Origin of the sequence: Gemmatimonas groenlandica, assembly GCF_013004105.1 — a bacterium.
Lineage (GTDB): Bacteria > Gemmatimonadota > Gemmatimonadetes > Gemmatimonadales > Gemmatimonadaceae > Gemmatimonas > Gemmatimonas groenlandica.
This window is the reverse complement of record NZ_CP053085.1, coordinates 3,447,801-3,462,490: the sequence shown is the minus strand read 5'-3', so window position 1 is coordinate 3,462,490 and position 14,690 is coordinate 3,447,801. Positions and strand designations below refer to the sequence as shown.

General features: G+C 65.4%; 16 protein-coding genes. 11 read left to right on the top strand and 5 right to left on the bottom strand.

All coding sequences use genetic code 11. The annotated features are described in order from the left end of the window. Positions 1-2 precede the first annotated feature (2 nt). From HKW67_RS14775 to HKW67_RS14760, 4 genes are all read left to right on the top strand, one after another. Entirely contained in the window at positions 3-1,916 is a 1,914-nt protein-coding gene (locus HKW67_RS14775) for a hypothetical protein (protein ID WP_171226115.1), read from the top strand. Between the two features lie 75 nt (positions 1,917-1,991). Further along, positions 1,992-2,426: a DUF6992 family protein gene (locus HKW67_RS14770; RefSeq protein ID WP_171226114.1), complete on the top strand. Its 435-nt coding sequence runs from the start codon at positions 1,992-1,994 to the stop codon at positions 2,424-2,426. 137 nt (positions 2,427-2,563) lie between these two features. After that, positions 2,564-3,073: a GAF domain-containing protein gene (locus tag HKW67_RS14765; protein ID WP_171226113.1), complete on the top strand. Its 510-nt coding sequence runs from the start codon at positions 2,564-2,566 to the stop codon at positions 3,071-3,073. A gap of 19 nt (positions 3,074-3,092) precedes the next feature. Further along, the gene (locus tag HKW67_RS14760; RefSeq protein ID WP_171226112.1) at positions 3,093-3,689 is read left to right on the top strand and encodes an HD domain-containing protein; all 597 of its coding nucleotides are present in this window, start codon (positions 3,093-3,095) and stop codon (positions 3,687-3,689) included. Between the two features lie 134 nt (positions 3,690-3,823). On the opposite strand, the gene ispG is transcribed toward HKW67_RS14760, so the two are convergent. Beyond that, the gene (gene ispG / locus HKW67_RS14755; RefSeq protein WP_171226111.1) at positions 3,824-5,065 is read right to left on the bottom strand and encodes a flavodoxin-dependent (E)-4-hydroxy-3-methylbut-2-enyl-diphosphate synthase; all 1,242 of its coding nucleotides are present in this window, start codon (positions 5,063-5,065) and stop codon (positions 3,824-3,826) included. A 120-nt stretch (positions 5,066-5,185) separates the two neighbouring features. Here ispG and HKW67_RS14750 point away from each other — a divergent pair, with 120 nt between their 5' ends. The 3 genes from HKW67_RS14750 to HKW67_RS14740 all read left to right on the top strand — a co-directional run bounded on the left by HKW67_RS14750 (position 5,186) and on the right by HKW67_RS14740 (position 6,992). Next, positions 5,186-5,647, top strand: a complete 462-nt coding sequence (locus HKW67_RS14750; RefSeq protein ID WP_206044438.1) for a hypothetical protein — start codon at positions 5,186-5,188, stop codon at positions 5,645-5,647. 53 nt (positions 5,648-5,700) lie between these two features. Further along, positions 5,701-6,258, top strand: a complete 558-nt coding sequence (locus HKW67_RS14745) for an outer membrane beta-barrel protein (RefSeq protein WP_171226110.1) — start codon at positions 5,701-5,703, stop codon at positions 6,256-6,258. 188 nt (positions 6,259-6,446) lie between these two features. Further along, positions 6,447-6,992, top strand: coding sequence for an outer membrane beta-barrel protein (locus tag HKW67_RS14740; RefSeq protein ID WP_171226109.1), 546 nt, complete (start codon positions 6,447-6,449; stop codon positions 6,990-6,992). A gap of 78 nt (positions 6,993-7,070) precedes the next feature. Here HKW67_RS14740 and HKW67_RS14735 read toward each other — a convergent pair whose 3' ends face one another. Continuing rightward, positions 7,071-7,715 (bottom strand): porin family protein, encoded by a 645-nt coding sequence (locus tag HKW67_RS14735; protein ID WP_171226108.1) that lies wholly within the window; start codon positions 7,713-7,715, stop codon positions 7,071-7,073. Positions 7,716-7,820: 105 nt separating this feature from the next. On the opposite strand from HKW67_RS14735, the gene HKW67_RS14730 reads away from it, so the two are divergent. Together HKW67_RS14730 and HKW67_RS14725 are read left to right on the top strand one after the other, a co-directional pair. Then, positions 7,821-9,128, top strand: coding sequence for an FAD-dependent oxidoreductase (locus HKW67_RS14730; RefSeq protein ID WP_171226107.1), 1,308 nt, complete (start codon positions 7,821-7,823; stop codon positions 9,126-9,128). A gap of 12 nt (positions 9,129-9,140) precedes the next feature. Beyond that, the gene (locus tag HKW67_RS14725) at positions 9,141-9,722 is read left to right on the top strand and encodes a hypothetical protein (protein WP_171226106.1); all 582 of its coding nucleotides are present in this window, start codon (positions 9,141-9,143) and stop codon (positions 9,720-9,722) included. 257 nt (positions 9,723-9,979) lie between these two features. Here the strand turns inward: HKW67_RS14725 and HKW67_RS14720 are convergent, their stop codons facing one another. From HKW67_RS14720 to argR, 3 genes are read right to left on the bottom strand one after another with little or no spacing between them, the layout of a single operon-like run. Next, positions 9,980-10,675 carry an HAD family hydrolase gene (locus HKW67_RS14720; protein WP_171226105.1) on the bottom strand — a complete coding sequence of 232 codons (696 nt, stop codon included), beginning with the start codon at positions 10,673-10,675 and terminating at the stop codon, positions 9,980-9,982. After that, the gene (argH, locus tag HKW67_RS14715; protein WP_206044437.1) at positions 10,656-12,083 is read right to left on the bottom strand and encodes an argininosuccinate lyase; all 1,428 of its coding nucleotides are present in this window, start codon (positions 12,081-12,083) and stop codon (positions 10,656-10,658) included. Before argH ends, HKW67_RS14720 begins: the two co-directional genes overlap by 20 nt. A gap of 44 nt (positions 12,084-12,127) precedes the next feature. Beyond that, positions 12,128-12,592, bottom strand: coding sequence for an arginine repressor (gene argR, locus HKW67_RS14710; protein WP_171226104.1), 465 nt, complete (start codon positions 12,590-12,592; stop codon positions 12,128-12,130). A 118-nt stretch (positions 12,593-12,710) separates the two neighbouring features. Here argR and argC point away from each other — a divergent pair, with 118 nt between their 5' ends. Together argC and argB are read left to right on the top strand one after the other, a co-directional pair. Further along, the gene (gene argC / locus HKW67_RS14705; RefSeq protein WP_171226103.1) at positions 12,711-13,757 is read left to right on the top strand and encodes an N-acetyl-gamma-glutamyl-phosphate reductase; all 1,047 of its coding nucleotides are present in this window, start codon (positions 12,711-12,713) and stop codon (positions 13,755-13,757) included. Between the two features lie 137 nt (positions 13,758-13,894). Beyond that, positions 13,895-14,677 (top strand): acetylglutamate kinase, encoded by a 783-nt coding sequence (gene argB, locus HKW67_RS14700; RefSeq protein WP_171226102.1) that lies wholly within the window; start codon positions 13,895-13,897, stop codon positions 14,675-14,677. Positions 14,678-14,690 lie beyond the last annotated feature (13 nt).

The window sequence follows — 14,690 nt, the reverse complement described above, 5'->3', positions numbered from 1 at the left end:
CCATGTCCATCCTCCCCACGCTGCCTCCTCCGCCGTCGGCCACCGTCGAACAGACCGCGCCACCGCCGCCCACCGCCACACGGCCGCGCGCCGGTCAGCGCGCGCGTTGGCTCGCGGCGCGCACGCGAAATGCTGCACGACATGGCCTGCTGATCGCGTCGATTGGCGCGATCGTCGTGATCGCGGCGCTGCTGCTGTTCGTGCTCCTGCCGCGTCAGGTGGATCGCGCCCTCGCGGCACAGATTGCGACGCTGCCGCCGGAGCGCGATACCCTGCCGCTCTCTGTCGAGTTGCTGGCCGCGCGTCGTGAACTGGCACGTCTCGAATCGTCGATTGCGGCCGCGGCGATTGCGTCACGCGCGGATGCCACCGTGCCGCGTGCCGTGGCCGCGTCCCCCGACACCGCAACCGTCGCACCGGTCGCGATCGTGCGTGACAGCGCGACCGCCGATTTGCAGCGACAGCTGGTACGTATCCGCCAGGCTCCGCTGGTGGAGAGCTACCGTGCGCTCGCGGACACCCGGCTGCTGCGCGATGACGCGCGCGCACGTGCCATGCTCGACTCGATCGAACAGCTGCACGCCGAACGCGAAGCGTACGCCGCGTTGAGTGGCCCCGACGCGCGCTATGCGGCGATGACCGCGCGTTTGACGCAGCTGGGGCAACGTCTCACCCGACTCGCGGAATCGATCTACGCCAGCGCGCTGGCGACCACCGCTGCGACCGCATCCGCATCCGCATCCGCGCCCGTCGCTGTGACCGGCCCCACCACTGCGGTGCCAAGTTCGGCTGGAACTCCCGTCGGAACTCCCATCGGAACTCCCATCGGTGCTCCTGTCAGCACTCCCGCCGGTGCTCCCATTGCGGCTCCCGTCGGTGCGGCACCCGATAGCGGACGCGCCGCCTCACTGCTCGTCGTGCAGCAGCCGATGGCCGACAGCGCGCTCGAGCGCGCACGCGCGGCGGCAACCGACAGTGCGGCTCGCGCCGAACGCGCGCTGCGGGAAGCCCAGGTACTCAATGCCAACCTGCATGCCAAGCGGGATGCGCTGCGCGCGCGCATGCAACTCGATATTCCTCCGATGGCGATGCTCTTGGCGTCCCTGGTGCTCGGTCTGGTGCTGGGCTTCGCGTTCGTGCTGTGGCGTGAGCTACGCCGTCCGACGGTCGGCGACGAGCAGGAGCTCGAGGCGCTCACGCGCACCCGCGTCATCGTCCATCGCGCGGTGGCCGCGTCGGTCCGCGCCACGCGTGCGCGCCGGCGGGCGGATGAGCAGTTACCGCCGATCATGCAGCCCACTGATGAAGCATGGCCGCTGTTGCATCTGACGCTCAGCAGCATCGGTGACGTGTCGCGCCATGTCGAAGTGGTGTCCGACCACACGGTCTTGGCCGGGGCCGTGGCACTCAACTTGTCGGCGGTCGCGGCCCATGAATCCCGCGCCACGGTGCTGGTGGACGCTGCGCAGCGCAGTGGTGCGCTGGTCGCCTTGTTGCCCTCGTCGGCTCTCACCGGCACCTCGCCCACGCGGGCGGCGAGTGGCGCGACCGAGGCGTCAGAGCACGCCCGCTGGGATGCGCCACGTTCGTTGGCGATCGGTCGCGACACCTTCATCGACATTGTGCTGCCGCGTCGTGTGCGTTCGCGGCACACGGGTCGCGATCTCGGTGGGCCACCTGATGCGGCCTCCATCGTCGACGACTTGCAACGCGTGGCGAAGCATCATGATCTCGCCGTCTTCGTGACCGACCACGATCTGGATCAACAACTCCCGCCGGATACCGACGTCGTGCTCTGCGCGCGTCCCGGTGTCACCACACTGGACTGGTTGTCCCGTACCATGCGGCAGCTCGAGGAACGCGGGCGCCGCGTACGCGCCGTGGTGCTGTGGTCGGCCGATCTCCCGCTGGCCTGATGAACACCGCGGCCGGCACCGTGGCGCGGGTGCTCGCCGTGGCGCGGTCTGTCGCCGTCGGCTAGTCTCCGACACATGTGGGCCGATACGCTGTTGTCACTCGAACGTGGTCACCTGATCCGCCTCGCGCTGTGGGCCGGCGCGTGTGCGTTGAGCGGGACGTCGCTGCTGGCGTGGTTCATGGTGCGCCGCACGACCGCGCCGCTGCTGCGGCATTTTGCAATTCAGACGGCAGCGTGGGGAGCCGTGAACCTCGCCATCGCGGCGTGGGCGTGGCGCGATTTGGCCTTTCGCGACTTCGCCGGTACGCAGCGTTTGCTGAACGTGCTTTGGCTGAACACCGGTCTCGACGCGGGGTATGCCGCCGTTGGCGTTACCCTGGCCCTGACCGCCTGGCGCTGGGGACAGCGTCCCGGTGGCATCGGGGCCGGTCTCGCCGTCGTCGTGCAGGGCATCGCCCTCGCGCTGCTCGATCTGCGCCTCATCGCGGCTATCGGGCCGCTGCAATAGGGAGTAGGGAGTACGGGGTAGGGAAGGGGATGTCCTTAGCGATACTCCGTACACCTGACTCGTGAACGTCGTACTTCCGTACTCCTTACTCCGTACTCCTTACTCCTTACTCCTTACTCCGTACTCCTTACTTCCCCATGGAACCCGTGATCCCCGATCTGCGCGCCGAGCCGCGTGCGAGCGCGTATGCGCAACTGCTCGAGATGCAGTCGTTGCTGCTCGAGGGCAGCGATGATGCCATCGCCGGCATGGCGACTGTCAGCGCGCTGCTGCACCACGCGTTCGGTCATCTGTGGACGGGATTCTACCGTGTGGTGGAGCCCGGACGCCTGTTGCGCGTCGGCCCGTATCAAGGGTCGCTGGGCTGTCAGGAGATCACGTTCGGTCGCGGCGTGTGCGGGACGGCAGCGGCCGAGCGTCGCACCGTCCTGGTGGCCGACGTGCATGATTTCCCGGGACACATCACCTGCGATCCGCGATCGCAGAGCGAGATCGTGGTGCCGGTGTTCGATGCGTCGGGAGCCTTGATCGCCGTGCTCGACATCGACTCGTCGGTTCCGGCCGCCTTCGGTGATGCCGATCGCGACGGGCTCGAGAAGCTGGTGGCTTGGTTTGCCCGCGCGACGTATGTTCCCGTTCCTGCCTGACTCCTCAGTCGACCCGTCGATGACCGGCTACTCCGATCGGATCAACCACGCCTTCGCCTACGCGGCGAAGCACCACGATCAGCAGGTGCGCAAAGGAACGCGGCTTCCGTATCTCACGCATCCCGCGAATGTCGCGGTGATCCTCACCCGCTACGGGTGCGGTGAGGACACGGTGGTCGCCGGCATCCTGCACGACGTCGTCGCCGATTGCGTGCGCGACGGTTGGACACGCGAAACGCTCGACGATCGCATCGGCACCAAGTTCGGCAACAGCATGCTCGAGATGCTGTTGTCCGTGACCGAGCGTCGCACCGATGACGACGGCGTCGAACTGTCGTCGGACGATCGCAAAGACGACTACCTCGAGCGGCTCTCACTCGCGAACGAAGATGCGCTCTGGGTCTGCGCCGCCGACAAGGTGCACAACGCCAATTCGATTCTCTCCGATCTGCGCCGCACGTCCTTCCCCGAAACGGTGTGGGGACGATTCGCCGTCGGTCGTGACGGCACCGTGCGTCAGTACGCGCGCGTGAGCGAACGGCTGCGCGCAATCGGCTTCAACGCACCGATCGTCGACGAACTGGCGCACGCCGCGGCGGAGCTGGGCCGGATTTAGCGCTTTCTCTTTTTCTCTTTGCCTCTTTTCCTCTGTGTGATCAGTTCAGGGGCGTTTCTCACAGCGCGCTGAACTGATGACACAGAGACGAGGAGAAAAAGAGAAAAGGAGAACCGCTTTTTAGTGGACCAACGCTAGACGCCAGCCGTCGCGCCGTAGCTCGTCTCGACGTAGTTCTCGAGGATCACGAGGAACTCCTCGACGATCTTGTCGCCCTTGAGTGTCGTGAACAGCTTGCCGTCCACGTACACCGGCGCCTTCGGTTCTTCGAACGTGCCCGGCAGCGAGATGCCGATGTTGGCGTGCTTGGACTCACCCGGTCCATTCACTACGCAGCCCATCACGGCGACCTTCATCTCCACCACGCCCGGCCGCGACTCGCGCCACACCGGCATCTGCTCGCGCAGATAGCCCTGAATGTCTTCGGCCATGTGCTGGAAGAACGTGCTTGTGGTACGACCACAGCCCGGACACGCCGTCACCTGCGGCGCGAACGACCGCAATCCGAGTGACTGCAGGATCTGCTGCGCCACGAACACTTCCTCGCGGCGATCGCCATTCGGCTTCGGCGTGAGTGACACGCGAATCGTGTCGCCGATGCCTTCGCTGAGCAGGATGGCTAGCGCGGCACTGGACGCCACAATACCCTTGGCGCCCATGCCCGCTTCGGTGAGCCCGAGGTGCAACGGATAGTCGCAGCGCTTGGCGAGACGACGGTAGCACTCCACGAGATCGGGCACGACGGAAATCTTCGCACTCACGATGATCTTGTCGTGACCGAGTCCGACTTCCTCGGCCAGCGCGGCGGAGCGCAGTGCGCTCTCCAACATGGCGTCCATGTACACGTCCTTCGCGTCGCGCGGCTCGGCCGACTTCGCGTTGGCGTCCATCATGTCGGTGAGCAGGTTCTGGTCGAGCGATCCCCAGTTCACCCCGATGCGCACCGGCTTGTCGTGATCGATCGCCGCCTGCACGATCGTCGTGAAGTTCGTGTCGCGGTGCTTTGTACCGACGTTACCCGGATTGATCCGGTACTTGTCGAGCGCGGCGGCGCACTGCGGGTACTTCGTGAGCAGCAGGTGGCCGTTGTAGTGGAAGTCGCCGATGAGCGGGACATCCAGCCCGCGATCTTCGAGGCGTTGCCGGATCTCCGGCACAGCCTGTGCAGCCTCGTCGTTGTTGACGGTGATGCGCACTTTCTGCGACCCTGCCTCGAACAACGCGGCGACCTGATCCGCCGTGCCGGCGGCGTCAGCCGTATCGGTGTTCGTCATCGACTGCACCACGATTGGTGCCGAGGAGCCGACAGAGACACCGCGCACCTTGGTGGTGACGGTGGGACGACGAGCGCTGAAGCCGTTAACGGAAGACACCATTGAACCCGGTTGAGAGTGGCAGCCGTAAGGTAGCGCGGGCAGGGACTCCTCCCCAAGTTCCCCGCAGGCCATCTGTCTGTCGGGTTGGCCCGTCGCAACACTCACAACCCCGTCGCCGCCGTGTCCGATCCCATTCCGCCGTCCGAGTCGTCCGACGAAGCCGCCGACAGCCAGGGAGCAGCCCCCGCGCCCAAGCCCCGCCAGTCCTTCCTGCGCCGGCACTGGCTGGCGGCGGGTTTGTTCGGAGTGTTCGGCCTGCCGGCCCTCGGGCTCGCCCTCTGGGCCACGATCGCGCTCAGCTGGAGCTACTCCAGCGGCAAACGGGCGGGTTACGTCCAGAAAATGTCCCGAAAGGGCTTCGTCTGTAAAACGTGGGAAGGCACCCTCTATACCGACATCGCCCGCGGCTTCCGGTCGGACAGTTTCTCGTTCACGGTACGCGGTGATTCGCTGGCGCACGTGATTGAGACGCTCAGCGGCAAGAGAGTTGCAGTGAACTATGAGCAGCACATCTATGTGCCCACGTCATGCTTTGGCGATACGGAGTACTTCGTGACCGGAGTGAGTGCCATTCCGGAGTAATACGAGGCACTGCTCCGGCGCAGGCGTGCGTGTCACCGCAGCCCGGAGTTTGCATGCCCCGTTCGCTTCGTCTGTTCACCGTGGCGCTCAGTCTTGCCGTTCCTGCCCTGCTCTCGGCGCAGTCCGCGGCCCGTCCCGTTTCCTTTGGTCTCAGCGGTGGCGTGTCGCTGCCGAGCGGAGATCTCGGCGATGCAGCCGACGCTGGGTATGTCATTGCCGGACACGTGTACTACAAGCCGACCACCATTCAGGCGCTGCGTTTTCGCGGCGACGTGAGCTTCGATCGCTGGGCGATCAAGAACACGCTTGCTGGTGCCGACGCGTCCACGCGCAATGTCGGCATCGTGGCCAACGCGCTCTATGATTTCGCGGGCAACGGCACCTCACCAGTGAAGCCGTACCTGCTCGCCGGACTCGGCCTCTACAATAACAAAACGTCTTCCGCTGCCTCGAGTGACGGCGGCGGCTCCACCGACATCGGAATCCAGGTGGGCGGCGGTATGGAGTACCAGCTCTCGGGATTCGCCACGTTCGTCGAGGCGAAGTACGTAAATACTTTTTCCGGCAGCGGCGTTAGCTGGATTCCGCTCTCGTTCGGCGTACGCTTCTAAAAAAATCGCGGTACCGAACTGAACAATTGAGCGACTCGCGTGTAACACGCGCGACGGCGATCGCTGCACAGAGACTTCCGCAGTGAAACCGTCGAGCGTAACCTGCGTATTCGCGAGTGTTACGCGAAGGTCACCCCCGCCGACGACGCCGATGTCGTCGGATTCCTGCACGCTATTTGGAGATCAGCATGAATCGTTTTTCGAAGTTTGTCACTGTCGCTGCGCTCATGATGACGCCCGCGATGGTCAGTGCCCAGTCGTCTGCCGTCGGGTTCGGTGTGAGCGGTGGTCTGTCTGTTCCGACCGGAGATCTGGGTGACGCAGTCGACGCCGGCTACTCGATCGCCGGCCACGTATTCCTGAAGCCCGCGTCCACGAAGAACCTCCGCTTCCGTGGCGACGTGAGCTACACTGGCTTCGACTACAAGAACATCGATGCCTCGTACCGCAGCCTGGGCTTTGTCGGCAATGCGCTGCTTGATCTGTCGTCCAGCGGTGGCGTGAAGCCGTACGTGCTTGGCGGCGTCGGCGCGTTCAATGGCAAGGCGTCCACGAAGATCGGTTCGGCGGCCGTAGTGTCGACCAGCAGCACGGATGTCGGCATTCAGGTCGGCGGCGGACTCAACTTCCAGCTCTCCGGCTTCTCGACGTTCCTGGAATTGAAGTACGTGAACGTGTTCACGGACGGGAACAGCGCGGGTTACATCCCAATCACGTTCGGCGTCCGCTTCTAAGAGCCATTCGAGCACGAATCACAAAGGGCTGCCGATCGGCAGCCCTTTGTTGTTTCGCGCAAGGTCGCGCAATGGCGATCAGCGCAGTGGAATGGAGAAACCAGCGTACAGCTGAATGGCGCGGTTCTGCACCGACGCATCTTCGAACAGATCCGAGAGGCCGTAATTGTATCGCGCGCCGACCGTGAACATCCGATTGTTGGCGAGCGCGAAATTGAGGCCGGCGCCAGCCACGAGGCCAACGTCGAACTTCTTGACGTCCGTCCCATCCTCGCCCTCGAGGAGGCTGCAGCTCACTTCGCCGCTGACACCACCGTCGCTCGCGGAAATCTTGCAACCCGTCTGGTAGCCAAGGCTCACGCCGCCGCTGAAGTGTGGGTGCACGCCGCCAGTCGTCTTGACGTCGTACCGTAGCAGGATCGGCACTTCGAGGTAGTTCAGCTTAAGGGCTGCGTTCGTGCCCTCTTCCAGATCCTTCGCGCCCTTCTGCGAGAACAGTCCGTTGAGTTCGAGCGAGAACGCGCCGCTGAGCGGTTTCGTGAGCGACACGCCGGCCAGCAGACCAGTGCGTGTTCCCGCCTCGTCCACGTCATCACCGCCGACCTTCGCCAAGTTTACGCCACCGATGACGCCGATGCGCGGGGCGGCAGTCGATTGAGCGCTCGCGAAGGCGGGGATCGCGATGCCGGCCGCTAGCACGGCGGCGCTGAGAATTCGGTACATGATTACTCCTTGAATTGGGGAATCCGCATTTGCGGCGTGCGGAAATTACTGCCGACGTCGCCTTCGGTAAACTCGACGTTTCGGTAGGTCATTAGCATTGAGGATATGAGTTCTCCCATCATCATCGTCGGCGCCGGCGTTGCCGGCCTCGTCTGTGCGATCGAAATCCATCGCGCCGGTCGACCTGTAATGGTGCTCGATGCCGAGTCGGAGGTGGGCGGACGCGTGCGCAGTACGACCCGCGACGGCCTCGTCTTCGACCACGGCTTTCAGGTGCTGTTCACGGCGTATCCCACGCTGCGCAGCTACCTCGATCTCGACGCCCTCGCGCTGCGCAAGTTCTTGCCCGCCGCCCGGATCGTGCAGGATGGCCGCGCCTCGCTGATCGGTGATGCGCTGAGCGACCCGTCGCTGCTGATCGATACCGTCATGGCGCGAGCCGTTCCCCTGGGGGACAAGCTGCGCCTGCTCGCGCTTCGTCGCTTCGCCCAGCAGCTCTCGATCGACGAATGCTTCTCGGCGCGCTTCGCCGGCGTCAGCACCCGCGAGTTCCTGGCGTCGCGCGGATTCAGCGCGTCGGTGATCGACGGATTCTTCGCGCCCTTCTACGGCGGGATTCTGCTCGATCGCACGTTGGCCACCAGCGCGTCGGTGTTGTTGTTCACTTTCAAGATGCTGGCCGAAGGGGACACGGTGGTGCCAGCTGCCGGGATGGGTGCGCTCACGAAGCAGCTGGCCGCGAAGCTGCCGGCGGGCTCGGTGCGCACGGGTGTTCGCGTGCAATCGCTTACGGTCGGTGACGGTCGCGTCACGGGCGTGGTGCTGGCCAGCGGCGAGCTGTTGCCCGCCGCGCAGGTCATCATGGCCACCGACGCACCGGCGGCCGCACGACTCGCCGCCACGGCCGGTGTGCAGATCGCGACGCCGTCGGGCGCGCGCGGTACCACCACGCTGTATTTCACCACGAGCGGCGCGTCGCCGATTCCCGGTCGCGCGCTCTGGCTCAACGCCAGCGCGTCGGCCGTGATCAGTCACGCGGTCACGATCACTGATGTCGCCGCCGAGTACGCGCCGCGCGGGGTGTCGCTGATCGCGGCCAGCGCGGTGGGTGACGCGGCCGATCGCTCGGATGTCGACCTGGAAACGGCCGCGCGTCGCGAGCTCACCGCGATGGCCAAAGCCGCCGGCGATGCTGCGGCCGCGGCGAAAACCGCGGCGCTTTCGCGTGCTGCGGTCTGGCGCGTGCCCTACGCCCAGTTCGCACAGCCGCCGGGCTGGCGGGAACACCGTCCGACGATCGCGTGTGGTATACCTGGGCTGTGGCGTGCCAGCGAAGTGCTGCACTCCAGCTCCCTCGAAGGTGCGGCGCGCGGCGGCCAGGATGCCGCGCGCGCGGTGCTCCAGCCCCACTGACCTCTTTCTTCTATGCGCCATACACTCGTTCGTACCGCTGCGCTGATCGGCGCCTTCGCCGTCGGTGCCACCACGCTCTCCGCACAGACGCTGCGCGAGCAGACCCGCGGGCCGAGCACCAGGACGCCCACGCAGGTCATCTCGGTGAATCCGTTCCTCCCGCTGTTCGGCTACTTCCAGGCCGAGTACGAGCATCGGGTGGCGCAGAACGCGTCTGTCGGCATCTCGGGGTCGCACACCAAATTCGACGACCTGTACACCAGCGTCGACGTGAAGCTGCGTCTCTATCCGCAAGAGCGCGTACTCGAGAACCTCGGCATTGCCGCAGGCCTCGGCTACGGTCGCGTGAAGCGTCAGGACACCGTCTACTGCGATCCGACGCTGCTCATCCAGTGCGCCGACGACGGTAAGAGATCAGAGTCCGCACCGACCTTCGCGGTGGAAGCCCAGTATCAGTGGCTCCTCGGCGCGAGCCGCTCCACCGCCGTCGCCATCGGTGGCGGAGCGAAGCGGTACTTCATTTCGGAAAGCAAGTCGTCGGGCATTGAGCGTGTGGTTCCAACGCTGCGCCTCACGATCGGGTATGCGTTCTAACGCCGCATCATGCTTCGGAACGCCCACTCTGCCGCGATTTCGTTCGTGTCTGCTTTCGGGATAACAGCAGAAACCAACCGTTCCTGACTGACACGGATACGAACCGATAGAAACTGGTAGGAACAGATCAACAGCCAAAAGGGAAATGGGGCTCGCGACGATTCGGGTCGAACGTGCGGAGCAGATCCATGGTGTCTGTTGCTATCAGTTCGTATCTCTGTCAGGCACGAACCGCTGTTTCCGTTCGTATCCCCAAGTCAGCCGAAGCCGAGCAACCCCGCCACATCCGCCAGCCGCTCCACGGTGACTACCGCACCCGCGGCCCGCAGCCGTTCCGCCGACACGATCTCGGCGTAACCGATCACCGTCATACCAGCGGCCGTCGCGCCCTGCACACCGAGCGGGCTGTCTTCCACCACGATCGTGCGCGCTGGATCGAAGCCGAGTCCGCGCGCGGCGTGCAGGAACAGATCCGGTGCAGGCTTGGGCTTGCCCACATCGACCGCGGAGAAACGCCGTCCTTCAAAGCGAGACAGCAGACCCGTTTTACCAAGCGTCGTGCGCATCTTCTCGTGCTCACCGTTGGACGCCACGCCATAGCGCATACCCGCGGCATCGAGCGTGTCGAGCAGCGCGACGATGCCATCAACCGGTTCGAGGTCGCGCTGCAGGGCCACGGTGACATTCGCCGTGAAGCGTGCCAGTAGATCATCGGGGGGCGCGTGACCCATCATCTCGGTCACGATCTCCACGCAGCGTGGCATCGAGTTGCCCATGAAAATGCTGAGCGACTGCTCCATCGTCATGGGCAGACCGATCTCGGTGAGCAACAGCGCCCACGTGCCGTTCGAGATGCGTTCGCTGTCCACCAGCACGCCGTCGCAATCGAAGATCACGCCGTCGATGACACCCCCGACGGCGTGGCGGAGCGACTCAGCGGAGGGCGAGTTCATTGCCGAGCGACGGGTCGACGGGGGCGAGACTGGCGCGGGCCTGTGTGAGCTGACGTTGCACGGCGTCGGGGCCCGTGCCGCCGTCGATGTTGCGTGCGGCGAGCGATGCGTCCACGCCAAGTGCCTCGCGGGCATCCGTGCCGAACAGCGCGTGCGCGGCGGTGAACGCCTCGACCGGCAGCTTATCGAGTTCGATGCCGCTTTCTTCTGCCTGACGCACCAGCGAACCCACGGCACCGTGCGCCTCGCGGAACGTGGCGCCCTTCTTCACCAAATAGTCGGCCAGGTCGGTGGCCATCATCGCACTCGAGCAGGCGGCGCGCATGCGCGCCTTCTCGAATCGGAGCTCGGCAATCGCGCCCGCCATCGACGGCAGCACGAGCAGCAGCAAGTCGACGGCGTTGAACAACGCGCGCTTGTCGTCCTGCAGGTCCTTGCTGTAGCCGCTGGGCAGTCCCTTGATCGTACCGAGGATCGATACCAGGTCGCCCAGCACACGGGCACCCGAACCACGGGCCAGCTCGAACACGTCGGGGTTCCGCTTCTGCGGCATCATGCTGCTGCCGGTCGAGAAGCCGTCGCCGAACTTCACGAAGCCGAACTCGCTCGTGCCGTACAGGATCATGTCTTCGGCCAGGCGTGAGCAGTGGGCCGCGGTCATGGCGCAGGCGAACAGCGTTTCGGCCACGAAGTCACGGTCGCCGGTGGCGTCGATGCTGTTGGCCGAAATGGCGTGGAAGCCGAGCGATTCCTTGAGCAGCACACGCGATACCGGGAACGCCGACCCGGCAATCGCGCCCGAACCGAGCGGCATCACCGACGTGCCGCGCTCGGCGTTGGCGAAGCGGGTACGATCGCGCGACAGCGGCCAGAAGTGCGCGAGCAGCCAGTGCGTGCCGCTGACCGGCTGGGCGCGCTGCAGGTGCGTATAGGCCGGCAGCACGGCGTCGGTGAGCGTCTCGGCCTGCATCAGCAACGACTGCTGCAGTTCGGCGATCGCGGCATCGACGCGATGGCAGGCGTCGATCGTCCAGAGGCGCGAGGCCGTGGCCACCTGGTCGTTGCGTGAACGGCCGGTGTGCAGCTTGGAGGCGACCGTGCCGGCCTCTTCGTGAAGAAGCCGGTCGATCATGGTGTGGATGTCTTCGTCGGTGGCCACCGGCTGTGCGCCGTCGGCGATCCGCTGCGCCACGCGATCGAGCCCCTGCTGCAGCGCGTCGCTCTCTTCGCGCGTGAGCACCCCCGCTTCGCCCAACGCGAGCGCCCACGCCTTGGAGAGGCGCACGTCGTGCGGCCACAGTCGGAAGTCGGTGCCGATGGAGCGATTGATCGCATCGAGGAGCGGCGACGGGCCGCCGGCGAATCGACCGCCCCACAGCTTATGGGTTCCGGCTTCGGAAGTGCTCACGGCATACTCACGACAGGGTTCGAAGGAATGACGACGCGGGAAATCTAGGTGGTCCGCAGATAGGCGCGCAGCTTCTTGAGTACGCGCTCGCGCCCCTCGGTGGAGCGACAGATGATGAGTACCGTGTCATCACCGGCGATGGTGCCGGCCACGTCGGGCCACTCCAGTTGATCGAGCGCTTCGGCCACGGGCTGTGCTCCCGACTTTATCGTGCGGGCCACCACGAGGACCTGCACGCCTTCCGCCGCCGTGAGCAGCTGCGGCAGCATTCGCTCGAGCTGCGCCAGCTCCTCATCGTTGCCGGTGGAATCGGAGAAGGCGTATCGGGAATGGCCCTGCGTGTCGGGGATGCGGGCGAGGCGGAGTTCGCGCAGATCGCGCGAGAGCGTGGACTGGGTCACGTCCCAGCCGCGTTTGGCGAGCTGTCGTCGCAGCTCTTCCTGGCTGGCCACGGTTTTCGCCGAGACGATCTCGCGAATGACTTGGTGGCGCTTGTTCTTGTCGGACAAGAGGCGGGCTCCTGCAAATCGGTTCGGCGCCGAATTATGCGCGACCGGGGGGGAAACGGGGCACCGCTGTGACATGGACATGATTGACAGCACGGCGATGCAAAATTATGCATTAATTGTGCATACTCTACCGGACTTCCCGCAACTCCCCATCACGACCGTTACCGAACCCGCGTACCGCGTGGGCGTGCTCGGCGCGAGCGGCTACTCAGGGCGTGAGCTCTGCGCTCTCATCCTCGGTCATCCCAATCTCAGCCTCGCGTTCGCTACGGCGAATGCGCAGCGTGGCACCACGTTGCGCGTGAAGGCGGGCGGTCAGGTACACGCCATTCCGATGGTGGGTCCGGATGAGGTCGATCTGTCGAGCGCCGATCTGGTGTTCGCGGCCCTGCCGCATGGCGCGTCGGCCGAGTGGGTAGCGAAGGTGATTGCCGCAGGTGCCCGCGTGGTCGACCTGTCGAGCGATCTGCGTCCGGGACACGGTGGGACCGATCACGCGCCGGCCGGAGTGCCCCACGATGCACCGTACGGATTGCCCGAGCTCTTTCGCGCCCCGTTGCACGGCGCGCGCGTCGTGGCCAATCCCGGGTGCTACGCCACGAGCATTCTGGTGGCGCTCGCCCCGTTGGCGAAGGCGGGGCTGATCGCGCCGGGCGCGACGGTGAACATCGCCGCCGCCAGCGGCGTGAGTGGTGCCGGCGCGTCGCCCAAGCTGGAACTGCTGTTCGCCGAAGTGACAGAGAACTTCCGCGCCTACGGCGTGGGCAATTCGCATCGTCATCTGTTCGAGATGCGCGCCAGCCTCGCCGCCCTCGGCGCCGACTGCGATCTGCTGTTCACGCCGCACCTGCTCCCCATCGACCGCGGCATTCTGTCCACGATCACGGTACCGCTCACGCGCCCGATCGACGACGCCCTGGCGCCGTTCCGTGACATGTACGCCAACGAGCCGTTCGTGGAGCTCACCAACGATCTCCCCGCACTGTCCGACGTGCAGCATCGCAACGTGGTGCGCATCGGCGCGCGGATTCCGACCGGCGTGCGCACGCCGACGCTGCTGGTGTTCAGCGCGATCGACAACCTGGTGAAGGGCGCGGCCGGTCAGGCGATCCAGAACGCGAACTTGATGCTGGGCTTGAACGAAACCGCGGGGCTCATGCGATAACGGCGAAGTAGTCCGATAACGGCGAAGTAAGGGGTAGGGAGTATGGGGTAGTGAACTGCGCTACACCTCAGATCCCGTCCTCCGTACTTCGCCGTTCTCCCCGTACTCCGTACTTCTTACCCCTTACTTCGCTGTTGATGTTCATTGTCAAACTCGGTGGCCGCACCCAAAACGATCCTGCATTGCCGGCGGCGCTGGCGGCGCTGTGGCGCGCCACGAATGGTGGCGTGGTCGTCGTGCATGGCGGTGGCGATCAGATCAGCACCTTGCAGCGTTTACGTGGCGAGGAGCCGGTGTTCGTGGGTGGCCGTCGGGTGACGACTGACACGGCGCTGGAACTCGTGCGCATGGTGTTGTCGGGGCTGGCCAACAAACAGATGGTGTCGGCGCTGGTTGCGGCGGGTGCGCCGGCGGTGGGGATCTCCGGAGAAGACGCGGCGCTGCTGCGGGCCACGCCGATCGATGTGGCCACGTTCGGACATTCCGGCACGCCGGCGGCGGTGGACCCGAAGCTTGTGCACGCGCTGCTCGCGGCGGGCTTTCTGCCGGTGATTTCGCCGGTGGCAGCACGTGAAGCGGAAAGCGGGGGCGGTGCGTACAACGTGAACGGTGATGACGCGGCCGCAGCGATCGCGGCCGCGCTCGGCGCCGATGAATTGTTTCTGATGGCTGATGTGCCCGGCGTGCTCGATGGCGACAAGACGCTCGTGCCGCGTCTCACGCTCGACGATGCGCAGGCGTTGGTGACCAGTGGTGTGGCAGGAGGCGGCATGGCCGCCAAGCTCGATGCCTGCGCGCAGGCGCTGGCCGGTGGTGTACACCGAGTGCGGATTGGCGATCTCGCCGCACTCACTGTTCCCGAGGCGGGAACCGCGATCGTTGCGCGCGTGGACGCAACGGATGCCGTCTCTTCCAGGTAGCTGCTCATGACTT

Excerpts from the sequence above, each read along its gene's own strand:
- HKW67_RS14775 (WP_171226115.1), top strand. The coding sequence starts at position 3 with ATGTCCATCCTCCCCACGCTGCCTCCTCCGCCGTCGGCCACCGTCGAA.
- HKW67_RS14770 (WP_171226114.1), top strand. The coding sequence starts at position 1,992 with ATGTGGGCCGATACGCTGTTGTCACTCGAACGTGGTCACCTGATCCGC.
- HKW67_RS14765 (WP_171226113.1), top strand. The coding sequence starts at position 2,564 with ATGGAACCCGTGATCCCCGATCTGCGCGCCGAGCCGCGTGCGAGCGCG.
- HKW67_RS14760 (WP_171226112.1), top strand. The coding sequence starts at position 3,093 with ATGACCGGCTACTCCGATCGGATCAACCACGCCTTCGCCTACGCGGCG.
- ispG (WP_171226111.1), bottom strand. The coding sequence starts at position 5,065 with ATGGTGTCTTCCGTTAACGGCTTCAGCGCTCGTCGTCCCACCGTCACC.
- HKW67_RS14745 (WP_171226110.1), top strand. The coding sequence starts at position 5,701 with ATGCCCCGTTCGCTTCGTCTGTTCACCGTGGCGCTCAGTCTTGCCGTT.
- HKW67_RS14740 (WP_171226109.1), top strand. The coding sequence starts at position 6,447 with ATGAATCGTTTTTCGAAGTTTGTCACTGTCGCTGCGCTCATGATGACG.
- HKW67_RS14735 (WP_171226108.1), bottom strand. The coding sequence starts at position 7,715 with ATGTACCGAATTCTCAGCGCCGCCGTGCTAGCGGCCGGCATCGCGATC.
- HKW67_RS14730 (WP_171226107.1), top strand. The coding sequence starts at position 7,821 with ATGAGTTCTCCCATCATCATCGTCGGCGCCGGCGTTGCCGGCCTCGTC.
- HKW67_RS14725 (WP_171226106.1), top strand. The coding sequence starts at position 9,141 with ATGCGCCATACACTCGTTCGTACCGCTGCGCTGATCGGCGCCTTCGCC.
- HKW67_RS14720 (WP_171226105.1), bottom strand. The coding sequence starts at position 10,675 with ATGAACTCGCCCTCCGCTGAGTCGCTCCGCCACGCCGTCGGGGGTGTC.
- argB (WP_171226102.1), top strand. The coding sequence starts at position 13,895 with ATGTTCATTGTCAAACTCGGTGGCCGCACCCAAAACGATCCTGCATTG.